At 64.0% G+C, this 20769-nt stretch carries 20 protein-coding genes; 10 read left to right on the top strand and 10 right to left on the bottom strand.

What is annotated here, in order from left to right:
• Positions 1-101: 101 nt before the first annotated feature.
• Together HSO01S_RS18140 and HSO01S_RS03655 are read right to left on the bottom strand one after the other, a co-directional pair.
• Positions 102-1238 (bottom strand): glycosyltransferase, encoded by a 1137-nt coding sequence (locus HSO01S_RS18140; protein WP_084361267.1) that lies wholly within the window; start codon positions 1236-1238, stop codon positions 102-104.
• Positions 1235-1846 carry an LbetaH domain-containing protein gene (locus HSO01S_RS03655; protein ID WP_066039232.1) on the bottom strand — a complete coding sequence of 204 codons (612 nt, stop codon included), beginning with the start codon at positions 1844-1846 and terminating at the stop codon, positions 1235-1237. The genes HSO01S_RS18140 and HSO01S_RS03655 overlap by 4 nt, the downstream gene beginning before the upstream one ends.
• 50 nt (positions 1847-1896) lie before the next feature.
• Between HSO01S_RS03655 and HSO01S_RS03650 the strand changes: the two genes are divergently transcribed.
• The 7 genes from HSO01S_RS03650 to HSO01S_RS03625 all read left to right on the top strand — a co-directional run bounded on the left by HSO01S_RS03650 (position 1897) and on the right by HSO01S_RS03625 (position 10810).
• Positions 1897-3144: a glycosyltransferase gene (locus tag HSO01S_RS03650; protein ID WP_245635878.1), complete on the top strand. Its 1248-nt coding sequence runs from the start codon at positions 1897-1899 to the stop codon at positions 3142-3144.
• 34 nt (positions 3145-3178) lie between these two features.
• Positions 3179-4210 carry a GDP-mannose 4,6-dehydratase gene (gmd, locus tag HSO01S_RS03645; protein WP_066039231.1) on the top strand — a complete coding sequence of 344 codons (1032 nt, stop codon included), beginning with the start codon at positions 3179-3181 and terminating at the stop codon, positions 4208-4210.
• Positions 4207-5187, top strand: coding sequence for a GDP-L-fucose synthase family protein (locus HSO01S_RS03640; RefSeq protein WP_066039230.1), 981 nt, complete (start codon positions 4207-4209; stop codon positions 5185-5187). Before gmd ends, HSO01S_RS03640 begins: the two co-directional genes overlap by 4 nt.
• Before the next feature lie 75 nt (positions 5188-5262).
• Entirely contained in the window at positions 5263-6570 is a 1308-nt protein-coding gene (locus tag HSO01S_RS03635) for a UDP-glucose dehydrogenase family protein (protein WP_066039229.1), read from the top strand.
• 290 nt (positions 6571-6860) lie between these two features.
• The gene (locus HSO01S_RS18135; RefSeq protein ID WP_169799921.1) at positions 6861-8537 is read left to right on the top strand and encodes a DUF4012 domain-containing protein; all 1677 of its coding nucleotides are present in this window, start codon (positions 6861-6863) and stop codon (positions 8535-8537) included.
• Between the two features lie 111 nt (positions 8538-8648).
• Positions 8649-9218: an LPXTG cell wall anchor domain-containing protein gene (locus HSO01S_RS03630; RefSeq protein WP_066039228.1), complete on the top strand. Its 570-nt coding sequence runs from the start codon at positions 8649-8651 to the stop codon at positions 9216-9218.
• 113 nt (positions 9219-9331) lie between these two features.
• Positions 9332-10810: a malate:quinone oxidoreductase gene (locus HSO01S_RS03625; protein ID WP_084361265.1), complete on the top strand. Its 1479-nt coding sequence runs from the start codon at positions 9332-9334 to the stop codon at positions 10808-10810.
• Positions 10811-10918: 108 nt separating this feature from the next.
• Here the strand turns inward: HSO01S_RS03625 and HSO01S_RS03620 are convergent, their stop codons facing one another.
• The 8 genes from HSO01S_RS03620 to HSO01S_RS03585 form a co-directional block, all read right to left on the bottom strand.
• Complete coding sequence (locus HSO01S_RS03620) at positions 10919-12007, bottom strand: acyltransferase family protein (RefSeq protein WP_169799920.1); 1089 nt, start codon at positions 12005-12007, stop codon at positions 10919-10921.
• Positions 12008-12775: 768 nt separating this feature from the next.
• Positions 12776-13159 (bottom strand): VOC family protein, encoded by a 384-nt coding sequence (locus HSO01S_RS03615; RefSeq protein ID WP_066039225.1) that lies wholly within the window; start codon positions 13157-13159, stop codon positions 12776-12778.
• Between the two features lie 76 nt (positions 13160-13235).
• Positions 13236-13943 carry a helix-turn-helix transcriptional regulator gene (locus tag HSO01S_RS03610; RefSeq protein ID WP_066039224.1) on the bottom strand — a complete coding sequence of 236 codons (708 nt, stop codon included), beginning with the start codon at positions 13941-13943 and terminating at the stop codon, positions 13236-13238.
• A 28-nt stretch (positions 13944-13971) separates the two neighbouring features.
• A complete protein-coding gene (locus HSO01S_RS03605; RefSeq protein ID WP_066039223.1) occupies positions 13972-15753 on the bottom strand; it encodes a cell wall-binding repeat-containing protein in 1782 nt (593 codons plus the stop codon).
• Between the two features lie 66 nt (positions 15754-15819).
• Complete coding sequence (locus HSO01S_RS03600) at positions 15820-16005, bottom strand: hypothetical protein (protein ID WP_066039222.1); 186 nt, start codon at positions 16003-16005, stop codon at positions 15820-15822.
• A gap of 144 nt (positions 16006-16149) precedes the next feature.
• Positions 16150-16866 carry an SDR family oxidoreductase gene (locus HSO01S_RS03595; RefSeq protein ID WP_066039221.1) on the bottom strand — a complete coding sequence of 239 codons (717 nt, stop codon included), beginning with the start codon at positions 16864-16866 and terminating at the stop codon, positions 16150-16152.
• Positions 16867-16971: 105 nt separating this feature from the next.
• On the bottom strand, positions 16972-18162 hold the full coding sequence (locus HSO01S_RS03590; RefSeq protein ID WP_066039220.1) for an MFS transporter: 1191 nt from the start codon (positions 18160-18162) through the stop codon (positions 16972-16974).
• 222 nt (positions 18163-18384) lie between these two features.
• Complete coding sequence (locus tag HSO01S_RS03585) at positions 18385-19131, bottom strand: SDR family NAD(P)-dependent oxidoreductase (RefSeq protein ID WP_066039219.1); 747 nt, start codon at positions 19129-19131, stop codon at positions 18385-18387.
• A gap of 92 nt (positions 19132-19223) precedes the next feature.
• Between HSO01S_RS03585 and HSO01S_RS03580 the strand changes: the two genes are divergently transcribed.
• From HSO01S_RS03580 to HSO01S_RS03570, 3 genes are all read left to right on the top strand, one after another.
• On the top strand, positions 19224-19853 hold the full coding sequence (locus HSO01S_RS03580; RefSeq protein WP_084361263.1) for a TetR/AcrR family transcriptional regulator: 630 nt from the start codon (positions 19224-19226) through the stop codon (positions 19851-19853).
• A 143-nt stretch (positions 19854-19996) separates the two neighbouring features.
• Positions 19997-20254, top strand: a complete 258-nt coding sequence (locus HSO01S_RS03575; protein WP_157078881.1) for a hypothetical protein — start codon at positions 19997-19999, stop codon at positions 20252-20254.
• A gap of 85 nt (positions 20255-20339) precedes the next feature.
• Positions 20340-20744, top strand: coding sequence for a PIN domain-containing protein (locus HSO01S_RS03570; RefSeq protein ID WP_066039216.1), 405 nt, complete (start codon positions 20340-20342; stop codon positions 20742-20744).
• Positions 20745-20769: the final 25 nt, after the last annotated feature.

Below are 20769 nucleotides of genomic sequence, written 5' to 3'. Positions count from 1 at the left end.
GGTGAAGTCGTTCGAAAAACTCAACTCGGTAGCGCGGGACATACGGCTGCACTATTACCAGCGACTTCATGAGACCCACAGCCCTTCACGTAACCGCTTCTTCACTTGGGAGGTACCCGAGATTGAGACCGAGCGGTGGCCGCGCCGTAGAAAAGCTCTAGCTGCGCCGCGACCGCACCTATGGAGAATGATTCGTCCACTACCTTGCGGGCGCGTTCTCCGATCTCAGACCGAAGGTTTTGATCGGCTAAGAGGGAACGAACCGCCGTTGTGAGCCCTTCTAGGCTCCCGTCAGTAACGAGTGCAGCACCCGATCGGGAGAGTTCCTCCGCCAGCCCGTTACTTTTGGTGATTACGCACGGGAGGCCTAGCGACATCGCCTCAAGCAGTGACATTGGGACGACTTCGCCCACAGATGGGAGAACATACACGCTCGCTTTGGCCATGCGACTCAAAGTCGCGTCTGGCGAAATCGGGCCTTCCCACCTAACACGAGGTGAAAGCCCATACTGCCGGATTTTGGCCTCCACTAGCGGTCCTTCGCCTTCATCGGGGCCGACCAGAGCAAAGCTGGCGTCACCTTCCGCGCTTAGATCCCTCGCCATCTCGACGAACTGGGCGGCGCGCTTCCGCGGATGTAGGCGTGCGAGGAACAACACTTCTGTCGAAGTCGGTCTCGCAGTAAGACCGGGCATACGCACGCCGTTCGTGATTCTGTCCAGACGTAGGCTGCTGCGGGACACGTTCCGGAGGCTCTTCGCCTCCTTGTCGGTCAGCGCAAGGACTCGAGCGCTTGTTCGCAAGACTTTGCGCGTGTAGAAAGCGTCGATCAGTGGTGCCAACGGATTGGATGACTCGTCGATCATTCCGTGAGGTTGCACTACCAACGGAACTTGACTCTTCGAGACCCTCCGTGCAATGGGAAGCGTTACAAGGTCCCTCGCCAGGTGGATGTGGACGACGTCAAAAGCATCCAGGTTCGACCGCACGAACTTGCGCAGACCCGGAGACGAAAGCCCGGCAAAACCCGTTCCCGGCACAGTCTTCTTGACCTCGAAGAGGCGGACGGGAACGCCATCAACGACTGTCGGGACTTCTTCGAAACCCCTTGTCCCGGCAGCGAGGGTGACCTCATGGCCGAGTTCTTGAAGGGCTCGCAACTGATTAAGCGCAACCCTCACCGGGCCGCCGTAGGCTCCGTCTGGAGTGACCAGGGTCGCGACCTGAAGAATTTTCATTGCTTCGCCCTGGATGCCTTCGAGTCATCGAAACGTCTACCCAAACTGACGTTCTGTGCCGAACCCACGATGGTGTTTTCTTCGATGTCTTTGTTCACTACGGTCATTGGACTTATAAGGGCAGAACGCCCGATCCTGACACCGCCCAGAACCATGCAGCGAGACGTGACCCAGGCGCCGTCTTCAATGAAGATGGGCTTTGTAATCAGGGCCATGTCGCGACGATGGGCATGGCTACCCGTCGTGAGCATCGTCTCCTGGGAGATGACGACATCGCTGCCGATGTAGATGTGGTCCTGGTTGTGGAACCACACACCTTCTCCGATCCACGAACGGTCTCCGATGTGGAGTTTCCAGGGGAACTTCACTCGCGTTCGGGGGCGGAACACGACGCCCTCGCCGATTTCGGCGCCGAACAATCGCAGAACCCGGGTGCGGATACCTGAACTGATCTGCCACGCATTCGTTACGAATACGAGCTCGAAGAGCGCCCAGATGTAGACGACGATCTTCGGACGATCCCAGGCGGCACGTTCGCCGGGTGCTGCTGAAAGGTCGATTACCGGGACCTCAGCGTCTAGGTTTCGACCATTGGCATCGCTCTTCACTGCATTCTCCCCGTTGCAAGTTGGAAACACGGTAGCGCTATGGTCGTCGCGTGACTGAAAGTGCACTGCGTATCGCCATCCTAGGGCTCAACTACGCACCGGAGCCAACGGGCAACGCCCCGTACACATCCTCGCTCGCGGAGGGTCTGAAAGCACGCGGACACCAGGTGCGGGTACTTACTTCGCACCCCCACTACCCGGAATGGCGAGTGCGAGATGGCTACGGGGGGTGGCGTCGTCACGAGTCCGTTGAAGGTGTGCCTGTCGACCGGCTCGCCCATTACGTCCCGAAGAAACCGAACGGAATCCAGCGCCTCATCTCGGAGATCAGTTTCGGTGCGAGGCTCCTATTCGCCCGTTGGGGCCGTCCTGATGTCATCCTGCTCGTGTCGCCGGCTTTGGTGTCGTCGTGGATGGCTCTCTGGCGCATTCGATTCCCCCTCGGGCGACGTCCCGCTTCGGCCATCTGGGTGCAGGATCTCTACAGCCTGGGTATCGCGGAGACCGGGGACGGAGGCGGCATCGCCGAGCGGGTCCTCACGACCATCGAAAGAGCTACTTTCGCGAATACGGATGGTGTGGCGGTCATCCACCAGAGGTTCGCCAATCACGCTGTGAGCCGACTCGGTGTCCGCGACGAGAAGCTCGAAGTCATCCGGAACTGGACACACTTACCGCCCGCCCCGGTTGTCGATGTCGCCGCGGTGAGGTCTTCTCACGGCTGGCGCGAGGAGGACGTCATCGTGCTCCACGCGGGCAACATGGGCAAGAAGCAGGGGCTGCATAACGTGGTCGACTGCGCTCGCCTCGCCGACGAGCGTGGGGCCTCGGTTCGTTTTGTCCTGATGGGCGGGGGGAATCAGCGGGACGCTCTCGTCGAGAGCGCGGCCGGTGTGGATCGTATCCAGTTCATCGAACCGCTCCCGAACGACGAGTTCCAGGCCGCATTGGCCGCTGCCGACGTCCTCCTGGTGAACGAGCTTCCAGGCCTCGCCGAGATGGCGGTTCCTAGCAAACTCACTTCGTACTTCAGCACCGGGCGCCCGGTCATCGCGGCGACGGACGAAGGTAGCGTCACAGCTGGAGAGATCGATTCCTCGGGCGGCGGACTGAGGGTGGACGCTGGAGATCCCGAAGGGCTTCTGGACGGGGTTTTGTCGCTCGGCGTCGACGCTGACCTCGCGCGGAACCTGGGACAAAACGGTCTCGCCTACCGAGAACGGGTGCTCTCCTCGGAGTCCGCTATTGATCACTATGCTGAATGGTTAGTTGGCCTGGCAGCGGAGCGCCGCCGTTAGGCGACGCTTGTTGCGACACAAAGATGGGGATCGTGTGACGAAACGAGCATTTATTACGGGCATTACGGGCCAGGACGGCTCGTATCTTGCTGAATTGCTGTTGGCCAAGGGGTACGAGGTTCACGGCCTCATCAGGCGAGCATCCACGTTCAATACGTCCCGGATCGACCACTTGTACGTCGACCCGCACGAGCCCGACGCGAAGCTCTTCCTCCATTACGGGGACCTCAGCGACGGTGCGCGTCTGGTGACGCTCCTCTCGGAGATCAAGCCGGACGAGGTGTACAACCTCGCAGCGCAATCGCACGTGCGCGTGTCGTTCGATGAGCCGGAGCACACCGCCGACACGACCGGAACCGGGACGATTCGATTGCTCGAGGCAGTGCGACTCGCCGGAATCGACACGCGGTTCTATCAGGCGTCGTCGTCTGAGCTGTACGGTGCGACGCCCCCTCCTCAGAACGAAGACACACCGTTCTACCCGCGTTCGCCGTACGGCGCAGCCAAGCTGTATAGCTTCTGGATCACGAAGAACTACCGCGAGGCGTACGACATGTTCGCGGTGAACGGCATTCTGTTCAACCACGAGTCGCCGCGACGCGGCGAGACGTTCGTGACTCGCAAGATCACTCGCGCCGTCGCCGCGATCCAGGCCGGCAAGCAAGATCACGTCTACCTCGGCAACCTCGACGCGATTCGTGACTGGGGCTACGCGGCGGAGTACGTCGAGGGAATGTGGCGCATGCTTCAGGCAGATGAGCCTGAAGACTTCGTGCTTGCGACCGGGGGAAACTTCACGGTTCGTCACTTCCTCGAAACGGCCTTCTCTCACGCGGGTCTGGACTGGGAGAACCACGTCCGATTCGACGAGCGTTACCTTCGCCCGACAGAGGTCGACGCGCTTGTCGGCGACGCCTCGAAGGCCCGCGAGAAGCTCGGTTGGGTCGCCACTGTGGACACCGGCGAGCTGGCCAGAATCATGGTCGACGCCGACGTCGCTGCGCTCGCCCACGAAGGAAAGCCCTGGATCGACAAAGTGTCGCTGGCGAGCTGGGGAACCGCATGAGCGAGCACGACGAGGTCGAGTTCACGCCCACCCCGCTGGACCGGTCCGCTCCCTTCTACGTCGCGGGACATCGCGGACTGGTCGGTTCGGCCATCTGGCGAAAACTCGAGTCGGAGGGGTTCGAAGAGCTGATCGGGCGATCGTCGTCCGAGCTGGATCTCAAGAATCGGGAGCAGGTCTTCGAGTTCTTCCGGAAGACTCGCCCCACCAACGTCGTGCTCGCGGCGGCGAAGGTCGGTGGCATTCTCGCCAACTCGACCTACCCGGTCGACTTCTTGAGCGAGAACATGCAAATCCAGGTGAACGTCCTCGACGCTGCTCTGGAGGTGGGGGTCGACCGACTGCTCTTCCTGGGCTCCTCGTGCATCTATCCGAAGTTCGCTCCTCAGCCCATCAAGGAGGACACTCTCCTCACCGGCCATCTGGAGGAGACGAACGACGCGTATGCAATCGCGAAGATCGCGGGAATCCTCCAGATTCAGGCAGTGCGTCGCCAGTACGGCAAACCCTGGATCTCAGCAATGCCTACGAATCTCTATGGCCCGGGGGACAATTTCTCGCCCAAAGGCTCGCACGTTCTGCCCGCCCTGATTCGTCGATACGACGAAGCTGTCAAATCCGGCGCAGATATCGTGACGAATTGGGGAACCGGGACACCCAGACGGGAGTTCCTCCACGTCGATGACATGGCGGCGGCGTGTCTTCACCTGCTGGAGCACTACGACGGCCCGGCGCAGGTCAACGTCGGGACCGGCAGCGACGTGACCATCCGCGAAATCGCGGAGACAATCGCTCAGGTCGTCGGCTACGAGGGTGCCACCGAGTGGGACACGACCAAGCCCGACGGAACGCCTCAAAAACTGTTGGACGTCACCAAGCTGAAGGACGCGGGTTGGACTTCGCGTATCGGCCTTCAAGAGGGACTGCGGTCGACCGTCGATTGGTATCGAACCCATCTCGAGTCGCTTCGGCAGTAATTCTCCGCAGCTTGCGGATATGAGGTTCGGGGCTGGTGCCCTGCAGAGAAATCGAATATACGAAACAGGGGAATCATGAAGCTCTCGGTCATCGGTTGCGGTTACCTCGGCGCTGTCCACGCAGCGGCGATGGCGGAAATCGGTCACGATGTGATCGGCATCGACGTGGATAGCGCCAAGATCGAAGCGCTTCAGGAAGGTCGAGCTCCATTCTTCGAACCGGGACTCCCTGAAATTCTCACATCGGCTCGCGATTCGGGGCGACTGAAGTTCTCGACCCAGCTGTCGGACGTTCGCGGCTCCACCGTGCATTTCGTTGCCGTAGGAACTCCCCAGAAGAAGGGTGAGAATGCGGCTGACCTAACTTATGTCGATGCGGCAATCCATTCTCTTTTGCCCTATCTGGCCCCCGGCGATCTCGTCGTGGGGAAGTCGACAGTTCCGGTGGGTACCGCAGCGCGACTCGCGGAGCTCGTCGAGGCGACCGGAGCTTCGCTCGCCTGGAACCCCGAGTTCCTCCGTGAGGGTTTTGCCGTGAAGGACACGATCGCGCCCGATCGACTTGTCTATGGCGTTCCTGAGGGCGAGGCCGGGGAGAAAGCGAGAGCTCAGCTCGACGAGGTCTATGCCCGGGCCCTCTCCAACGACACGCCTCTCGTCGTCACGGACTACGCGACGGCTGAATTGGTCAAGGTGTCGGCAAATGCGTTTCTCGCCACGAAGATCTCTTTCATCAACGCGATGGCCGAGATTGCCGAGGTCACCGGTGCGGACGTAACCCAGTTGGCGGACGCCATCGGGTTTGACGCGAGAATCGGACGCCGTTTTTTGAACGCCGGCGTCGGCTTCGGTGGCGGGTGCCTCCCGAAGGACATTCGGGCGTTTTCGGCTCGTGCCGAGGAACTCGGACGCGGTGAATCGGTGGCCTTCCTCAAGGAGGTGGATGCCATCAACCTTCGTCGGCGGCAGCGCGTGGTGGACGTCGTTGTCGAGGAGCTTGGCGACAGCCCCTTCGAGAAGAAGGTCGCCGTTCTCGGCCTCGCGTTTAAGCCCGACTCGGACGACATCCGGGACTCGCCTGCTCTTGACGTTGCAGTCCAACTCCACGGACGAGGCGCCGACGTCTCCGCGTTCGATCCTGAAGCGATGGCAAACTCCGCCAAGCGCTATCCACAGCTCGCCTTTGCTGACTCCGCCGACGATGCGCTCAAGGACGCGGACATCGTCGTGGTCGTGACCGAATGGAAAGAATTTCGAGAACTCGACCCCAGCGCCGTGGCGGAACTGGTCAACGGGAAGATCGTCGTTGACGGACGCAACTGCCTGGATGCGGTCGCCTGGCGCGAAGCGGGGTGGAGATACCGGGGTATGGGGCGCCCGTAGGTTCTCAACCTTCTTCTGATTGAATCGACGACGTGAGCGACGACGGGATGAGGTACAGGGCGAGTCGGCACGATTCCGCAAGCGAAGGATTGCGGGACTCAGAACGCAGGCGGGGAAGTTCGTCTTCGAGGTCTGGCTCCTCCCGAACCGGCAGGGGACGCAGGTCAAGTTCGCGAAGTCATGCCAGGCGCCGGTCGAGGATCATCGGTTTCTCAATTCTCGGTCTGGCAGTCGTCCTGCTGGGAGCAGTCGCGTGGATCGGGATTCGCGGCTGGCTGGCCAAGGGTGAGTTGGAAGCCGCCGTTCCCCTAGCGACTCAAATACAGAACGATTTCTCCTCGGGAGATGTCGATGTCGCTACGAACCATGCGAACGAGCTGAAGGAACACGCACATTCTGCTTCGGATCTCACTAGCGATCCCGTCTGGCGGGTCGCGGAACTCGTGCCGGTTGTCGGGACGAACCTTGCTGCCTTCAGGCAAGCTGCAGCAGTTCTCAACGACGTGGCGGGCGACGCGATCGTGCCCCTAATCACGAACGTTTCGAACATTGGGGTCGATAATTTTAGGCCGACAAACGGTGCTATCGATCTCGCGCCGCTCGTCGAAGCTCGGCCCGTCGTTGCCAGTGCGCGCGAGACCTTGGACGCTGCAGTCACCGACGCAAACATGATTTCGACCGAAGGCACGCTCGACCAGATATCGTCGGCGGTCGTACAGCTGAGGGAATCGCTATCAAAAGCGGATGTCTTGATCAAAGGTGTCGACAATGCGGTGACGCTCGTTCCGCCGATGCTTGGTGTGGACGGGCCGAGAAACTACATTTTGCTTTTCCAGAACCCGGCTGAGTTGCGAGCCGGAGGTGGCGTGACGAGCGCTCTAGCCCAAATTTCAACAAATAACGGCCGCGTAGAGTTGGTGCGGCAAGCCTCGTCCACCGACTTCCAGTCAGAACGGCAGCCGGCCCTGTCCTTGCCTCCGGAGACAGAAGCTCTGTTCAGCAATCGGGCGACCCGATTCATCCAAAACACGACCCTGGTGCCACAATTCGAGCTGACTGGCCAAATTGCGGCCGCAATGTGGAAGACGCGCTTCGGTGTTGATGCCGACGGCGTCGTCTCGTTCGATCCAGTGGCGCTCAGCTATCTCCTTGACGCGACAGGGCCGATTACCCTTCCAACAACTCAAGTCGAGATCACGTCAAGCAACGCCGTGGAGTTCCTCCTCAGCGACGTCTACAAGCAATTTCCCGATCCGTCGGTTCAAGACGGAGTGTTCGCTGAAGCGGCCAGAGCCGTTTTCGACAAGGTCGCCGAAGGAAAGCTCGATCCTGCAAAGCTTCTTCAAGCCATGGTGAGAGCGGGTGACGAGGGACGCTTGAAGTTGTGGAGTGCCCATGCCGAGGACCAGGCGGTCTTGGCGAACTCTAGCCTTTCGGGAGGTCTCCCCAGTTCCTCCATTGATTCCACAGGCGTCGGAGTGTATTTCAATGATGCGACTGGCGCAAAGATGGACGTTTACCTCAAGTCGGCAGTCGAAACTAAGTCGGCACAGTGCCGCACAAACGGGCGTCCGACAGTGAGCTCTCAGGTCACCCTGACCAATACTGTGGCTGCTGACGCTGCATTACCCGAATACGTCACGGGTGGGCAGGCATTCGGCGTCCCTCGCGGCAGCATTCGAACGATCGTTTATATCTACAGTCCAGCCAATGCGGACCCCAATGAGCCCATCCTTATTGCCGGAATTGACCCAGGCACATCTGGGTCTCAACCCTTCAGCGCGCGAGACGGAGAACATCTGGTGGTTGGTTTTTCGGTCGAACTTGCGCCCGGAGAAACGAAGACCGTGTCTGCTGATTTCGCTTATGACAACGGGGCTTCGCTCGTAATATCACCTGTCATAACTCCGACGGTCAACCCAACTGTTTACTCAACCGAAATAAACAGGGGTTTCTCAGAGTGCTGAATCGGCTACTCTAGTGAGAGATTCATCTGCTTCATCGACAGCGTCAGTCGAAAGACTTGGCGCTGTTTGCATGCACTGAACCTTTCAACAACAAGGGTGGGGAACCTCAATATGATCAAAAAAGCCTTCGCCGGGATTGCGCTCGCAATTCTCGCGGTAATTTCAATCCCGGCTGCTGCCCAGGCTCAGCCCTATGCACCGGTGGCTCCTCCGAGCATCACCGTGACTGCTGGTGGAACCTTCACGGCCACCTTCACAGGGTTCGCTCCCGGTGAGCCTGTCTCCTTCACGCTGACCGGCGAGTTCGCTGCCTCGGCCACGATCGGTTCCGTGGTCACTGCCGTCGAAACCAGCCCGGCTACGGTGAAGAACGCCGATTCCTCGGGCGCGGCGTCAGTGACCGTAACGCTCCCGACGAACGCGTCCGGCAGCTACACGCTTTCGGCAACAGGTCTGGAGTCGGGCACCATTGCTCAGACCTTCGTCACCGTCGTTTCCAACGACCCGGCCGGAACGGGTTCCGGAACCGGTGTCGGCTCCGGCTCGTCTGACGGCAGCCTGCCCAACACGGGCGCCATGGACCCGACGCTCGGCATCTGGGCCGGTGGCGGACTGCTCGCACTCGGTGCGGCGTTCGTGATCGTCCTGACGGTCGTTCGTCGTCAGAAGGCAACCAACTAAGTCCTCCCGACAAACACCCGATGACGGGGCCCTCGCCGAAAGGCGGGGGCCTTGTCGTTTAAGCCGTCAATCCTTTGTGCCGACGCTGTATACAAGCGACGTAGGATGGGTTCGTGAGCACAAAGACTGTCGACGTTGCATTGATTGGCGGTGGCATCATGAGTGCCACCCTCGGCACCATGATCAAACTGCTGCAGCCCGACTGGTCGATCGTGGTCTTCGAGCGGCTGAGCGAGGTGGGGCTCGAGAGCTCGAACCCGTGGAACAACGCCGGCACCGGGCACGCCGCTCTTGCGGAGCTCAACTACATGCCTGAGGCTCCCGATGGCACGCTCGAGGCGTCGAAGGCGCTGACCATCAACGAGCAGTTCCAGGTCAGCCGCCAGTTCTGGTCGTCTCTCGTCGACCTGGGCGTCATCCCTGACCCGACGTCGTTCATCAACCCGACGCCTCACATGACGTTCGTGCGGGGCGAGGCGAACGTCGACTACCTTCGTCGCCGGTACGAGCTGCTCAAGGACGAGCCGCTGTTCAAGGGCATCGAGTTCAGCGATGACCCGCACGTGATCTACGGGTGGGCACCTCTTCTGGTGCGCGACCGCGTCAAGGGCGAGAAGATCGCCGCGACCCGCATCGAGACGGGTACGGACGTCGACTTCGGATCGCTCACCTCGCAGCTGTTCGACTACCTGCAGCGCAACGGCGCCGACCTGCACCTCGAGACTGAGGTGCGAAAGCTCAAGAAGCTGAAGAACGGAACGTGGAAGATCGGCGTGCGGGAGCTCGTCGGAAACACCCCCTACGAGATCGGCGCGAGGTTCGTGTTCGTCGGGGCCGGCGGTCACGCCCTGCCCCTTCTCCAGAAGGCGCACATCCCGGAGATCAAGGGGTTCGGTGGGTTCCCGATCAGTGGGCAGTTCTTCCGCACCGACAACCCGAAGGTCGTCGCGCAGCACCAGGCGAAGGTCTACGGCAAGGCTGCCGTCGGTGCCCCGCCCATGTCGGTGCCGCACCTCGATACCCGAGTGGTCGACGGTCAGTCGTCTCTGCTGTTCGGGCCGTACGCCGGCTTCAGTCCAAAATTCCTGAAGACGGGTTCATGGCTCGACCTGCCCGGATCCATCCGGGTGCACAACCTGTGGCCGATGCTTGCGGTCGCGCGAGACAACGGCGACTTGATGAAGTACTTGATCGGGGAGCTGCTCGCGAGCAAGAAGAAGAAGCTCGAGGCGCTGCGCGAATTCATGCCCACCGCCGAGGCGGAGGACTGGTACTTGATCACCGCAGGCCAGCGCGTGCAGGTCATGAAAAAGGATGCCAAGAAGGGCGGAGTGCTTCAGTTCGGAACTGAGGTCATCACATCTGCCGACGGGTCGATCTCGGGGCTGCTCGGAGCTTCGCCGGGAGCGTCGACCGCGGTGCCGATCATGGTCGATCTGGTCCAGCGGTGCTTCCCGGACCTCTACCCGACCTGGGAGAAGAAGCTGAACGATCTCATCCCGTCGTTAGGTACTCGCCTCAACGAGAACAAGTCGAAGGCCGCGAAAACGCTCGAGTCGACGGCAATGGTCCTCGAACTTTCGCGGGAGTAGTTCAACCTACTTGATGACCCGACTGGGCTGGTCGACGTGAATTGGGATCCGATAGCGTCACCAACCTCCATGCAACAGGGCAGTTGGCAAGGAGTCTCTCTAGGGTTGTCAGGCAGCCAAAGGAGACGCGGATTTCTGGTCCGAACGATGAACGCGATCGAATGAGGATCGCCAGCGTCGCCCAAGGCGCTCGACTGTCCACCAACTGACAATGGCGACACCGAGGGTCGTCGGTATGGTCAGCCAGATGGCCAATTCGGGAGCGGTTGCTTCCAACGTCTCTTGTATGAGGACGTTCCATAAGTAGACGGCGTACGAAATGACTCCGAGTAGCCGAAGAGGTTCAAGGTAATTGGGAACCGCAGACCATCCCTTCACCGAGAAGGCGAGCCCGATGGCAAGCGCCGCGATGAGTGGCCCGCCCACGAAATAGAACCAAGGCACATGCTTGGCGTCGGGCAGGGCGCTCAGAGCGACGAGTACAACGATAGAAGCCGTGCCTAGCGCGACCTTCCGAGCCCTGCCAGAGAGCAGGTGATCCAACTGATCGCGATACTGATAGGCCGCAGCACCGATGACCATTGCTGCTGCCCAACTCGTTGGTAGGGCGTAGATCTTATCAAGATCGCCAGCGAAGTAGAGCGCGCTTGCGGTGCACGCAGCCTCGAATAGAACGAACACGGTGACCAACATGAATCCGACCCGATTCCGTCGAACGGCGATGAGGAGCAGAACTGGCCAGACTAGGTAGAACTGCTCCTCCAGCGCGAGCGTCCAAAGTGGGTTGATCGGACCAGCCGTGGGAATGGGAAGCGGAAGGTCGGTCACGTAGAAGAGGCCGCTGAACGCCGATCCCAGGATCGTCGAGATGGAACCAAAAATACCAGTGCTCAGGCCTACGACAACAAAGACGACGATCATCAGGACTAGAGCCGGGAGGAGCCGAAATGCCCGATGCGCATAAAAGCGTCCGTAGGAGATTCGGCCTGTCCGATCGATGTCCCTCTTCAAAACACCGGTGATCAAGTAGCCACTCAGCGCGAAAAAGACCACGACCCCGACAATTCCCGCCCCAGAGAAAGTGTCGGGCCAGGAGTGGCGGAGTAGAACTAGCAAGATCGCTACACCCCGTAAGACATCCAAGCCGGGTCGACGCACGGCGATCGGTCTAGCGTTTACGGGTGCCCCAACCGTCATGCCCTGAGCATAGCGAGTCCATGGAGATTCCCTCATACAGGTATCTGCAGATGGTTGACCTTCCGGTGACCAACGTCTCGCGGCGCGAGCGCGTCAAGTACGGTTCGCGGGCCTACGGTCGTCGCCTAGCCGGTTGCTTGGTCGTCCGCGTCTGCTTCCGCGCAGTGAGCGGAGCAATAGAGGTCAACACCGTCGATCACGACCCGGGGATGCTTGTGGCAGTAGGTACATAAGGTCCTCCGATATCGGAACCAGGCTGCGATTCTGAAGACGGGCGGGGAGTACGTGACGCGTCTGTCGTCGGCATCGTCGCGGGACTGTTCAATTAGCGGGTCGTCGATCGGTTCGACCATTGAGGGCTGCACCGTCCTCGAGTTCGGGAAACACAAGGGTAGACATCAACCACAGGTGAGGAATAGCCCCTTTTCAGGTGGCAACCCGGAATCGGCGTTTCCCGCCCGGCAAGCACGAGCGTTTTCTCCCCACGGGGTCACATGCGCGAGGAGCACCGAGTCGCCATCGACCGCGTACCGTTTGTGGACGCCCCGACCGTCGACGGCGCGGGCTCAGAGAACGTTCTCTCTGCGACTCGTCAACCGAACCGATTCGGCACAGCGTGCCTAACGCCCCTTACATGTGACTCGTCTCGCGCCCACCGGCCGAGGTGGCCAAGACTTTGGAACTGACGGCTCACATTTTGCTCGCCAGCTCTTGGCTCAGCGCGAGATCATCTCGCGGGGCAGTGCCGCTAAGTCAGGCCGGGCTTCTTCAGGCGGCCGGACGGGAGAAGAGGTTGACGAGGGTGCCGTCGGGGTCTCGGAAGAGGGTGGAGCGGTTGCCCCAGGGCATGGTCGTCGGGGGGAGGGCGACGTCGGCGAGGATGCCGGGCTCGTCGTGGAGGCGGGCGAACTCGGCGTCGACGTCGGCGACGAGGAACTCGATGATGATGGAGTTGTTGCTTGCCGGCTGGGGCGCCTGGTCGCCGAGCATGGCGACCGTGGCGGTGCTCGCGATCGCCAGGGTGCCCGAGGCCGTGCGCAGTTCGGCGAAGACGGGGGCGGGGCGCGTGGCCGTGACTCCCGTCACCACCTCGTAGAAGTGGGTGAGGCGGTCGACGTCGTGGGTGATGATGCGGATCGATGCGAGGTCCATGGTTTCCCTTTCCACCGCGCCGTTCGACCCGGTGTGATTATCATCGGCCCCTCGAGCGACAACGTCCTGTCGGTGTTTAGGTCGGGTTCTCGCCCGTTCCGACAGCGCGCAGTCGTCCTTCGACGATGCCGAGATCATCCGCTCGGAGTGTTCGACGCGGCGCCCGCTCGGCGAGGGGCTCCGCCTGGGTGATGCGGTCGCCGCGGAACGCGCGGAGACCGTCGCGGAGCCGGCACCAGCCGATCAGGTACCAGTTGTCGCCCTTGCCGACGAAGCCCATCGGCTCGACGTCGCGCTCGGTCGTGCTGCCGTCGCGGGCGGTGTACGAGATCCGGAGCACCTGGCCGGTTCGGAGGGCAGCCGCCAGACCCTCGGGTGCCGCTGCCGGCTTCTCGTCGCCGAGGAGGTGGATGCGGTTCGCGAGTTCGGCGGTCTGGCTCAGGCTCCCGGCATCCGTCACCGCGACGACTTTGCGCAGGGCCGACGTCGCCGCATCCCGGAACGGGCTCGTGGCGAGCGATCCGAGCGCGACCATCACGGCGAGGGCCTCGTCGACCGTGAACCCGAGGGGTGCGAGAGTGTGCGACGTGTCGAGGCAGTAGCCGCCGGTGCGGCCTGGCTCGGCCCAGATGGGCACTCCGCTCTGCTGCAGCGCCGACAGGTCGCGCTCGATGGTACGCGAGCTGACGCCGAAACGGTCGGCGAGCCAGCGGGCGCTTCTCGGCCTCGGCGCGACGGCCCGCAGCTCCTCGACGAGGGCGTAGAGGCGGTCGGTGCGGGTCACATCTCGACCCTAGTTCGGCCGAGGGACGCTACGGGCAGGGGGTGAGGGCCTCGACCTGGGGAGTGAGGGAGTTCTTTCCGCCCAGGAGGACGACGTTCTTGACCTTCAGGGACTTGAGGGTCTCGAGGGTGGGAGCGGGGACGCAGTCGGAGTGGACCACGAAGAGGGGCGACGACGTGGAACCGGCGAGGGCGGCCCCGGACAGGGCGTCGGGGAAGTTGTAGCCGGTCGCGAGGTAGGCGGTGTCGACGGGAGTCGTGAAGGTCGCCTGGTTGATGTTGTTGCTCGCGTCGAAGCGGTCGACGCCGCCGACGCGGGTGACGGTCTTCACGCCGCCGATGGATCGGAGCTCGGACTCGATCAGGCCGGTGACGCTGTTGGGCCCGCCGACCACGACCACCCGGGTGGCGCCGAGGCGTTGGATCGCCTGCTTGGTCTCCTGCGGGAGGGCGGGGGCTGTTCCGGGCACGAGCAGTACGGGCGCCGAGACCGAGGCGGCCGACGCGGCGGCGCTCAGCGCATCCGGGAAGTTGGCTCCGGTCGAGACGTAGACGACCTCCGAGGTGCGGCCGGTGAAGCTCTGGGCCACGAAGTTGCGCGAGGCGTCGTACCGATCGGCGCCGCCCACCCTCGTCGTCGGGGCGATGCGGTTCAGCTCGTCGAAGACGCTGTCGGAGACCGAGAGGTTGCCGCCGAGCACGATGATGCGGTCGGGCTTGAGGCGGTCGAGCTCGGTTCTCGTCGCCGTCGGGATGGTGCCGGGCATGGTCAGCAGCAGGGGTGCATCCTGATCGCCGGCGACTGCCGCCGCCGACAGGGCGTCGGGGAAGTTCGTGCCGGTGGCGATGTAGACCGTCGAGGCGCGCTGCGGGTGGCCCGCGCGGGAGATGTTGGCCGAGGCTTCGTAGCGGTCGGCTCCGGCGATGCGGGTCACGGCGGGGGACCACGGCGTCGGGTTCGTCGGGTCGGTGGGGTCGGGGTCGGTGGGGTCGTTCGGGCCGGGATCCTCGGTCGGGAGTCCCGGGACCGAGATCTGAACGCTCGTCGATGAAGCGCCCCAGCCGGTCGTGTTCTGCGCCTTCACCGTCACCCGGTAGACGTCTTTCAGGGCGAGGTTGGCGAGATCCAGCTGGGTCTGAGGCGTCTGGTACGTCTTGACGCGGGTCGAGTCGGTCACCGTCACCTCGTAGCTGGTCACCGGCGAACCGGGCGAGAGCTCGGGCGCCTGCCAGGTGAGGTGGATGCTCGTGGCCGAGGTCAGCGTGACCTTCACCTCGCGAGGTGCACTGGGCACGGCCGGCACCTCGGTGCCGGGATCAGGATCGGGGTCGGTGCCGGGCTGGGGGTAGGAGGCGATGATCTCGACGGCGTAGGGCACGCCGTTGCGGTCGAGGGCGTAGCCCGATCCCATCTCGGTGGCGCCCTTGAGCATGATGTTCGCGCGGTGGTCGGGCGAGAACCACCAGGCGTCGACCATGTCGACCGGGGCGGGGTAGCCCGAGGCGACGTTCTCGCCCCAGAACGCGAAGCCCTTCGGGATCTGGGTGCCGACATCGGGATTGTGCGACAGCACTCGAACCGAGGCCATCTTCTCGGCCCAGGCTTGGGCGACGTCGTTCAGGCTGTCGTTGTTCGCGAGCATCGGGAGCCCGGACATGTGGCGGTAGTCGTTGGTGGCGTTGCGGATGTCCTGCTGGTCGAGGGTCTCGGCCGAGGCGGATGCCGCCGGCAACAGACTGCCGCCGACCAGGACGGCCCCCAGGATCAGGCCGAGGACGGCGCGCGCCCTGAATCGGTGTGTCTTCGCCATCGAGATCCCCCTTGGTGCGTTGCCCGTTGTCCCCCGCTTTCGGCCGTACGGCACGGCCTGGCCGATCTAGTTCAGGACCTGGCCGTCGTAGTAGCGGATCTCGCCGGTCAGGTGGCGCACGGCGTAGACGGCGATCGAGCGGCCGATGCCGCCGAGGAAGCCGGCGGAGAACGTGGTTTCGACGGGGGTGACGATGACGCCCACCTCTCCGGTGGTGGTGATCGTGACGGCCGTGCCGGCGCTGAAAGACATGGGGTCGAGCCTGTCATACACGTGATGAACTGCACAATCGCCCCATCCGGGGGGCGTGCGGCCCGGGGGTGGGGCGATTGTGGGTGCTGGGTGCTGGGTGCTGGGTGCTGGGTGCTCGTTGCTTACGCGCAGGCCTGGCGGGGGTCAGGCGAGGCGGCCTCCGCCGTCTACGTGGAGGGTGGTGCCGGTGATGAAGGTGTTGTCGATCGCGAGGAGCACGGCCTCGACGATGTCGGCGGGGGTGCCGACGCGGCGGGCGGGGTTCGCGGCGGCGGTCGTGGCGAAGAAGTCGCGCTTGCCGTCGTCGCCCATGAAGTCCCAGAGGCCCGAGTCGATGATGCCGGGGGAGATGGCCACCGCACGCACGGGGGCGAGTTCGACCGCGAGGGCCTCGGCCATGAACGCCACGGCACCGTTCACGATGGCCATGACGCTGAGGCTGGGGGCGGGCTTGAAGGCGGCGACGCCCGAGAAGAAGACGAAGGTGCCGCCGGGATTCATCGAGTCGGTGAGGTGCTTCGCGAGCAGCAGGGGTCCGGCCACCTTCGCGTCGAACGCGGTGTGGATGGCGGCCCGCTCGAGCGATGACACCGGGCCGTTCGCGGTGTCGGCGGCCAGGGAGACGACCGCGTCGAAGGGCCCGGACTCCGTCAGTGCCGCGATGGTGTGCTCGTCGGCGAGGTCGGCGTGCACCACCGGCACGTCGCGGAGCGCCTCCGGGAGGGTGGACGCCGTGCGCTCGGGGTCGCGGGCTCCGAGGATGGGCTGGTCGCCGCGCTCGAGGGCGGCCTGGGCGATGGCGTGGCCGATGCCTGATCCGCCGCCGATGAGGAGGATGCGCTTCTGTTCGGTGTTCGACATGGTGGGTTCCTTTGATCGTGAAGGGTGCGGCGGCTGGTGCCGCGCATCCGGTTGCTATCTGTTGTTTGAGGGTGGGGTGTCGATGGTCGGTGCCGGTGTTCGGCGTCAGGCCTGGGCGGCGGCGACCGCGGGCCGGGCCTGTGCGGCGCGACGGCCGAGCAGGATGAGCACGGCGGTGCCGAGGAGCGCGAGGATCGCGGCGAACCCGAAGTCGGAGCCGATGCCCGAGACGGTCACGGCGATTCCGCCGAGGGTGGAGCCGACGGCGAGGGCGACCTGGATGGTGGTGACGAACATCGCCAGGCCGGCCTCGGCGCCCTCGGGGCTGGCGGTGGCCATCCAGGTCTGGAGGCCGAGGGGCAGCCCGCCCCACACCAGACCCCAGACGATCAGCAGCGCGAACACCGCGACCGGGAGGTGGGCGATGAGCGGGAGCAGGGCCACCGCCCCGGCGAGCAGGAGGCCGCTGGCCACCAGCGTGCCGACGATCGTGCGGTTGAGCAGGGCGCCGGCGGCGAAGTTGCCGACGATGCCGGAGATCCCGAACACCAGCAGTGCGACCGAGACGGCGTCGGGGCTGATCATCGCGGTGTCCTGCAGGAACGAGCTGATGTAGGTGTAGGCCGCGAACTGCGCCGCGAACAGGAACGCCGCGACGATCAGCCCGAGGCGGGCGCGGGGCACGGTGAACAGGGTCGTGAGCGAGGATGCGCGGATGCGCTTCTCGGTGGGGATCGCGGGCAGGGCGATCAGTTGCAGCACGAGGGCGATCGCGCCGAGCGCGGCACCGATGACGAACGCGAGCCGCCAGGTCGACGTCGCCGCGACGAACGCGCCGAGGGGCAGGCTCACGACGGTAGCGATCGAGATGCCGGCCGTGACGAGGGAGGTCGCCTTGATCGTGTCCTTCGCCGCGACGAGCCGGGGCGCGACCCCGAGGCCGACGGCCCAGAAGCCGCCGAGGGCGACTCCGAGCAGGATGCGCGCCACGAGGAGCACGGGGAACACCACCGCGGTCGCCGCGACCACGTCGGCGAGCACGAGCACCGCGCTCAGGCCGATCAGCACCACCCGCCGGTCGAGGAGGGAGGTCGCGACGGTCACGACGGGGGCGGCGACGGCGGCGGCGAGGCCCGTCACCACGACCATGAGGCCGGCCACGCCGATCGAGACGCCGAGGTCGGCGGAGATCGACGGGAGGAGGCCGATGGGGAGGAACTCGGACAGCACGGTTCCGAAGGAACCCACTGCGACGGCTATGACGCCGAACCAGCCGTTGCGTCGTGTGCCTTTCATGGTCTTGCGCCTTTCTGAGCGGGTGTGGTGGTGGTGGTTGGGTTGCTCGTGGTGTGTTCTCGGTCGTGTCCGTCGTTGGGCGCTGGACTCAGCGTCGGCCTCGGGCGGTGGGAATGGGCTCGACGTTGGCTTCGCGTTGGCTGGTCGGTGCCTGGTCGTGGGCTTCGTGCCGTCGGCGCCCTCGTGCTTCGCGCTTCGCGCCCTCGTGGTGCCGCCGGGCGGTCAGGCGATCGTGCTGCCGCCGTCGACCGCGAGTTCGCTGCCGGTCATCCCGGAGCTCTGGTCGGAGACGAGGAAGAGCACCGCGGCGGCGACCTCCTCGGGCATCAGCAGGCGGCCGAAGGGGAGCTTGCTGGCGATCTGCGCGAGCAGCTCGTCGGGGTTGCCCGGTGCCAGGCCCTTGAGCCCGGGCGTCTCGGTGGGGCCGGGGACGACGGTGTTGATGCGGATGCCCTTCGGGGCGAGCTCGGCGGCCCAGGTGCGGGTGAGCGTCGCGACGGCCGCCTTCGAGGCGCCGTAGAGGCCGAACGCCGGCTCGGTGCCCGACGCCGACGACGATCCGGTCACGACGATCGCGGAACCCTTGTGCAGGTACGGCAGCGCGCCCTGCACCGTGAGTGTGGTCGCCCGCACGTTGGTGCTGAACGTGGTGTCGATGTCTTCGGCGGTGACGAACTCGAGCGGCTTGAACTCACCGATTCCCGCGTTGACGTGCACCGCATCCAGGCCCTCGCCCCTCGCGGCGACGGCGCGGTAGACGGTCTCGATGCCGTCGGGCTCGGTGGCGTCGGCGCGGATCGGCGTCACCGCGTCGCCGAGCTCGGCTGCGAGTGCGTCGAGTGCTTCCTGGCGCCGTCCGGTGACGAAGACGTGGGCGCCCTCGGCCACGAAGCGGCGGACGACCGCCAGCCCGATGCCCGATGTGCCGCCTGAGATGAGTGCGGTTTTTCCCTGTAGTGCTCCGGTCATGATGTCCTCCTGGTAACGTTATTGACTGCTTGATCCAAAACCATAGGTCATAATAGACGGATTGGTCAAATATTCTTTTTCTGGAGGTTCGGATGCCACGCCCACGCATGTTCGACGAGGCCGAGGTCATCGATCGCGCCCGGCGCACGTTCGCCGAGACGGGGTTCGCCGGCACGTCGCTCGACGACCTGCTCGAGGCCACCGGGCTCGCGCGGCAGAGCCTCTACAACGCGTTCGGCGGCAAGAAGGAGCTCTTCATGCGCGCCTTCCTCAGCGACACCGCGAGTGCTGTGGATGCGGTGAAGACCGTGCTGCAGAGCGCGGAGGACCCGATCGTGCGCATCCGTACGCAGCTGGTGAGCTCGGCGGTCGAGCACGGGTCGGCGCAGGCCCCGCCGTCGCTGTTCCTGCGGGCTGCGGTCGAGCTTTCGAGCCTCACCCCCGAGGTCGCCGCCACGGTCGCGACCGCGTTCGACTCCATCCGCGCCGACTACACGGCGTGCATCGTGGATGCGCAGAACGCCGGCGAGATCGACAGCTCGGCGGACGGGGAGGCGCTCGGCACGTACTTCTGCGCCGTCATCGAGGGGATGTCGACGCTCGGGCGCGCGGGGGTGCCGCGGGCGACGCTGCTGCAGATCGGGTTCACGAGCCTGGCCACCGTGCCGATCACGCCGCTGGGGCGCGAGCACCTCGGCACGGAGGACGGCGACTGGACCTGAGTCGGGCGGCGGGGGTCGGTGCTGTGTGCCGACGGCTGGCGGGTCCTGACGAGGCCATGATCTGATCGCAAGCGTCGCTTTTCAGTGGTGCGGAAAGTGTGATTGCATACGCATTGCACACGCATCTCAGAGAGGTGATAGCCATGAGCGCCAAGACTGTCGGCTTCGCGATCGCGGACGAGGACCAGCCCAAACTGCAGGCTCTGGTCGACCACTTCGGCCACGGAAACCGCTCCGAATTCCTGCGGGTGGCCATGAAACGGATGGCGCACGACATGTGGGCCGAAAAGATGCGCGGGCTCCAGGATCAGGCCCGCGAGGAGCTCGGGGGTCGTGTGGTCTCGCGGGAAGAGGTCACCGCCCTCGTGAAGAAGACGCTGCGCTCCAGTGCCGCTGCCTGAGGTCCGCAGAGCTGCCGTCTTCGATATCCATATCTAAGTCAACGCTCTTGTAGGGTCGGGCTCCGAGCTTCCCCGGATCGTCGAAGTGCCGCCGGGCACGGGCAACTCCGCGGCCGACTGCCTCTCGCTGGCGTTCGACGGCGAGGATTTCCGGCTCTTCATCTCGCCCCACATCATCCGCAACCTGACGCGGGTGCTCGGAGAGCTGTCCCTGAGCGAGCAGCTCATCGAGGGATACCTCGAGGCCGTCCTTGACCTCGTGGAGGCCTCGGGCGGGGAAGTGATCGATCCCCCGCGAAAGAGCTTCGACGTCGATGACTTCGAGAACAACCTGATCATCGATCTCTCCCTCGCCTGCGAAGCCACTCTGATCGTGAGCGACGACACGGACCTCACGGATCTGAGTCCCTGGCACGGTCGCATGCCGATCGTCCGGCCGTACGTGTTCGTCGAGCGGATGGTGCAGGCTCGTCGAGGGCTCCGGCGGTGATGCCTCGGCGCTGAGTGGGTGGGAG

The sequence above is a fragment of the Herbiconiux solani NBRC 106740 genome (assembly GCF_001571005.1).
Classification (GTDB): Bacteria; Actinomycetota; Actinomycetes; order Actinomycetales; family Microbacteriaceae; genus Herbiconiux; species Herbiconiux solani.
This window is presented reverse-complemented; position numbering and strand designations above follow the sequence as displayed.

Bases quoted from the DNA above. Each gene is read 5' to 3' on its own strand.
- HSO01S_RS03595 (WP_066039221.1), bottom strand. From the start codon at position 16,866: ATGTCGAACACCGAACAGAAGCGCATCCTCCTCATCGGCGGCGGATCA.
- HSO01S_RS03605 (WP_066039223.1), bottom strand. From the start codon at position 15,753: ATGGCGAAGACACACCGATTCAGGGCGCGCGCCGTCCTCGGCCTGATC.
- HSO01S_RS03580 (WP_084361263.1), top strand. From the start codon at position 19,224: ATGCCACGCCCACGCATGTTCGACGAGGCCGAGGTCATCGATCGCGCC.
- HSO01S_RS18140 (WP_084361267.1), bottom strand. From the start codon at position 1,238: ATGAAAATTCTTCAGGTCGCGACCCTGGTCACTCCAGACGGAGCCTAC.
- HSO01S_RS03590 (WP_066039220.1), bottom strand. From the start codon at position 18,162: ATGAAAGGCACACGACGCAACGGCTGGTTCGGCGTCATAGCCGTCGCA.
- HSO01S_RS03620 (WP_169799920.1), bottom strand. From the start codon at position 12,007: ATGACGGTTGGGGCACCCGTAAACGCTAGACCGATCGCCGTGCGTCGA.
- HSO01S_RS03615 (WP_066039225.1), bottom strand. From the start codon at position 13,159: ATGGACCTCGCATCGATCCGCATCATCACCCACGACGTCGACCGCCTC.
- HSO01S_RS03640 (WP_066039230.1), top strand. From the start codon at position 4,207: ATGAGCGAGCACGACGAGGTCGAGTTCACGCCCACCCCGCTGGACCGG.
- HSO01S_RS03635 (WP_066039229.1), top strand. From the start codon at position 5,263: ATGAAGCTCTCGGTCATCGGTTGCGGTTACCTCGGCGCTGTCCACGCA.
- HSO01S_RS03630 (WP_066039228.1), top strand. From the start codon at position 8,649: ATGATCAAAAAAGCCTTCGCCGGGATTGCGCTCGCAATTCTCGCGGTA.
- HSO01S_RS03575 (WP_157078881.1), top strand. From the start codon at position 19,997: ATGAGCGCCAAGACTGTCGGCTTCGCGATCGCGGACGAGGACCAGCCC.
- HSO01S_RS03585 (WP_066039219.1), bottom strand. From the start codon at position 19,131: ATGACCGGAGCACTACAGGGAAAAACCGCACTCATCTCAGGCGGCACA.
- HSO01S_RS03600 (WP_066039222.1), bottom strand. From the start codon at position 16,005: ATGTCTTTCAGCGCCGGCACGGCCGTCACGATCACCACCACCGGAGAG.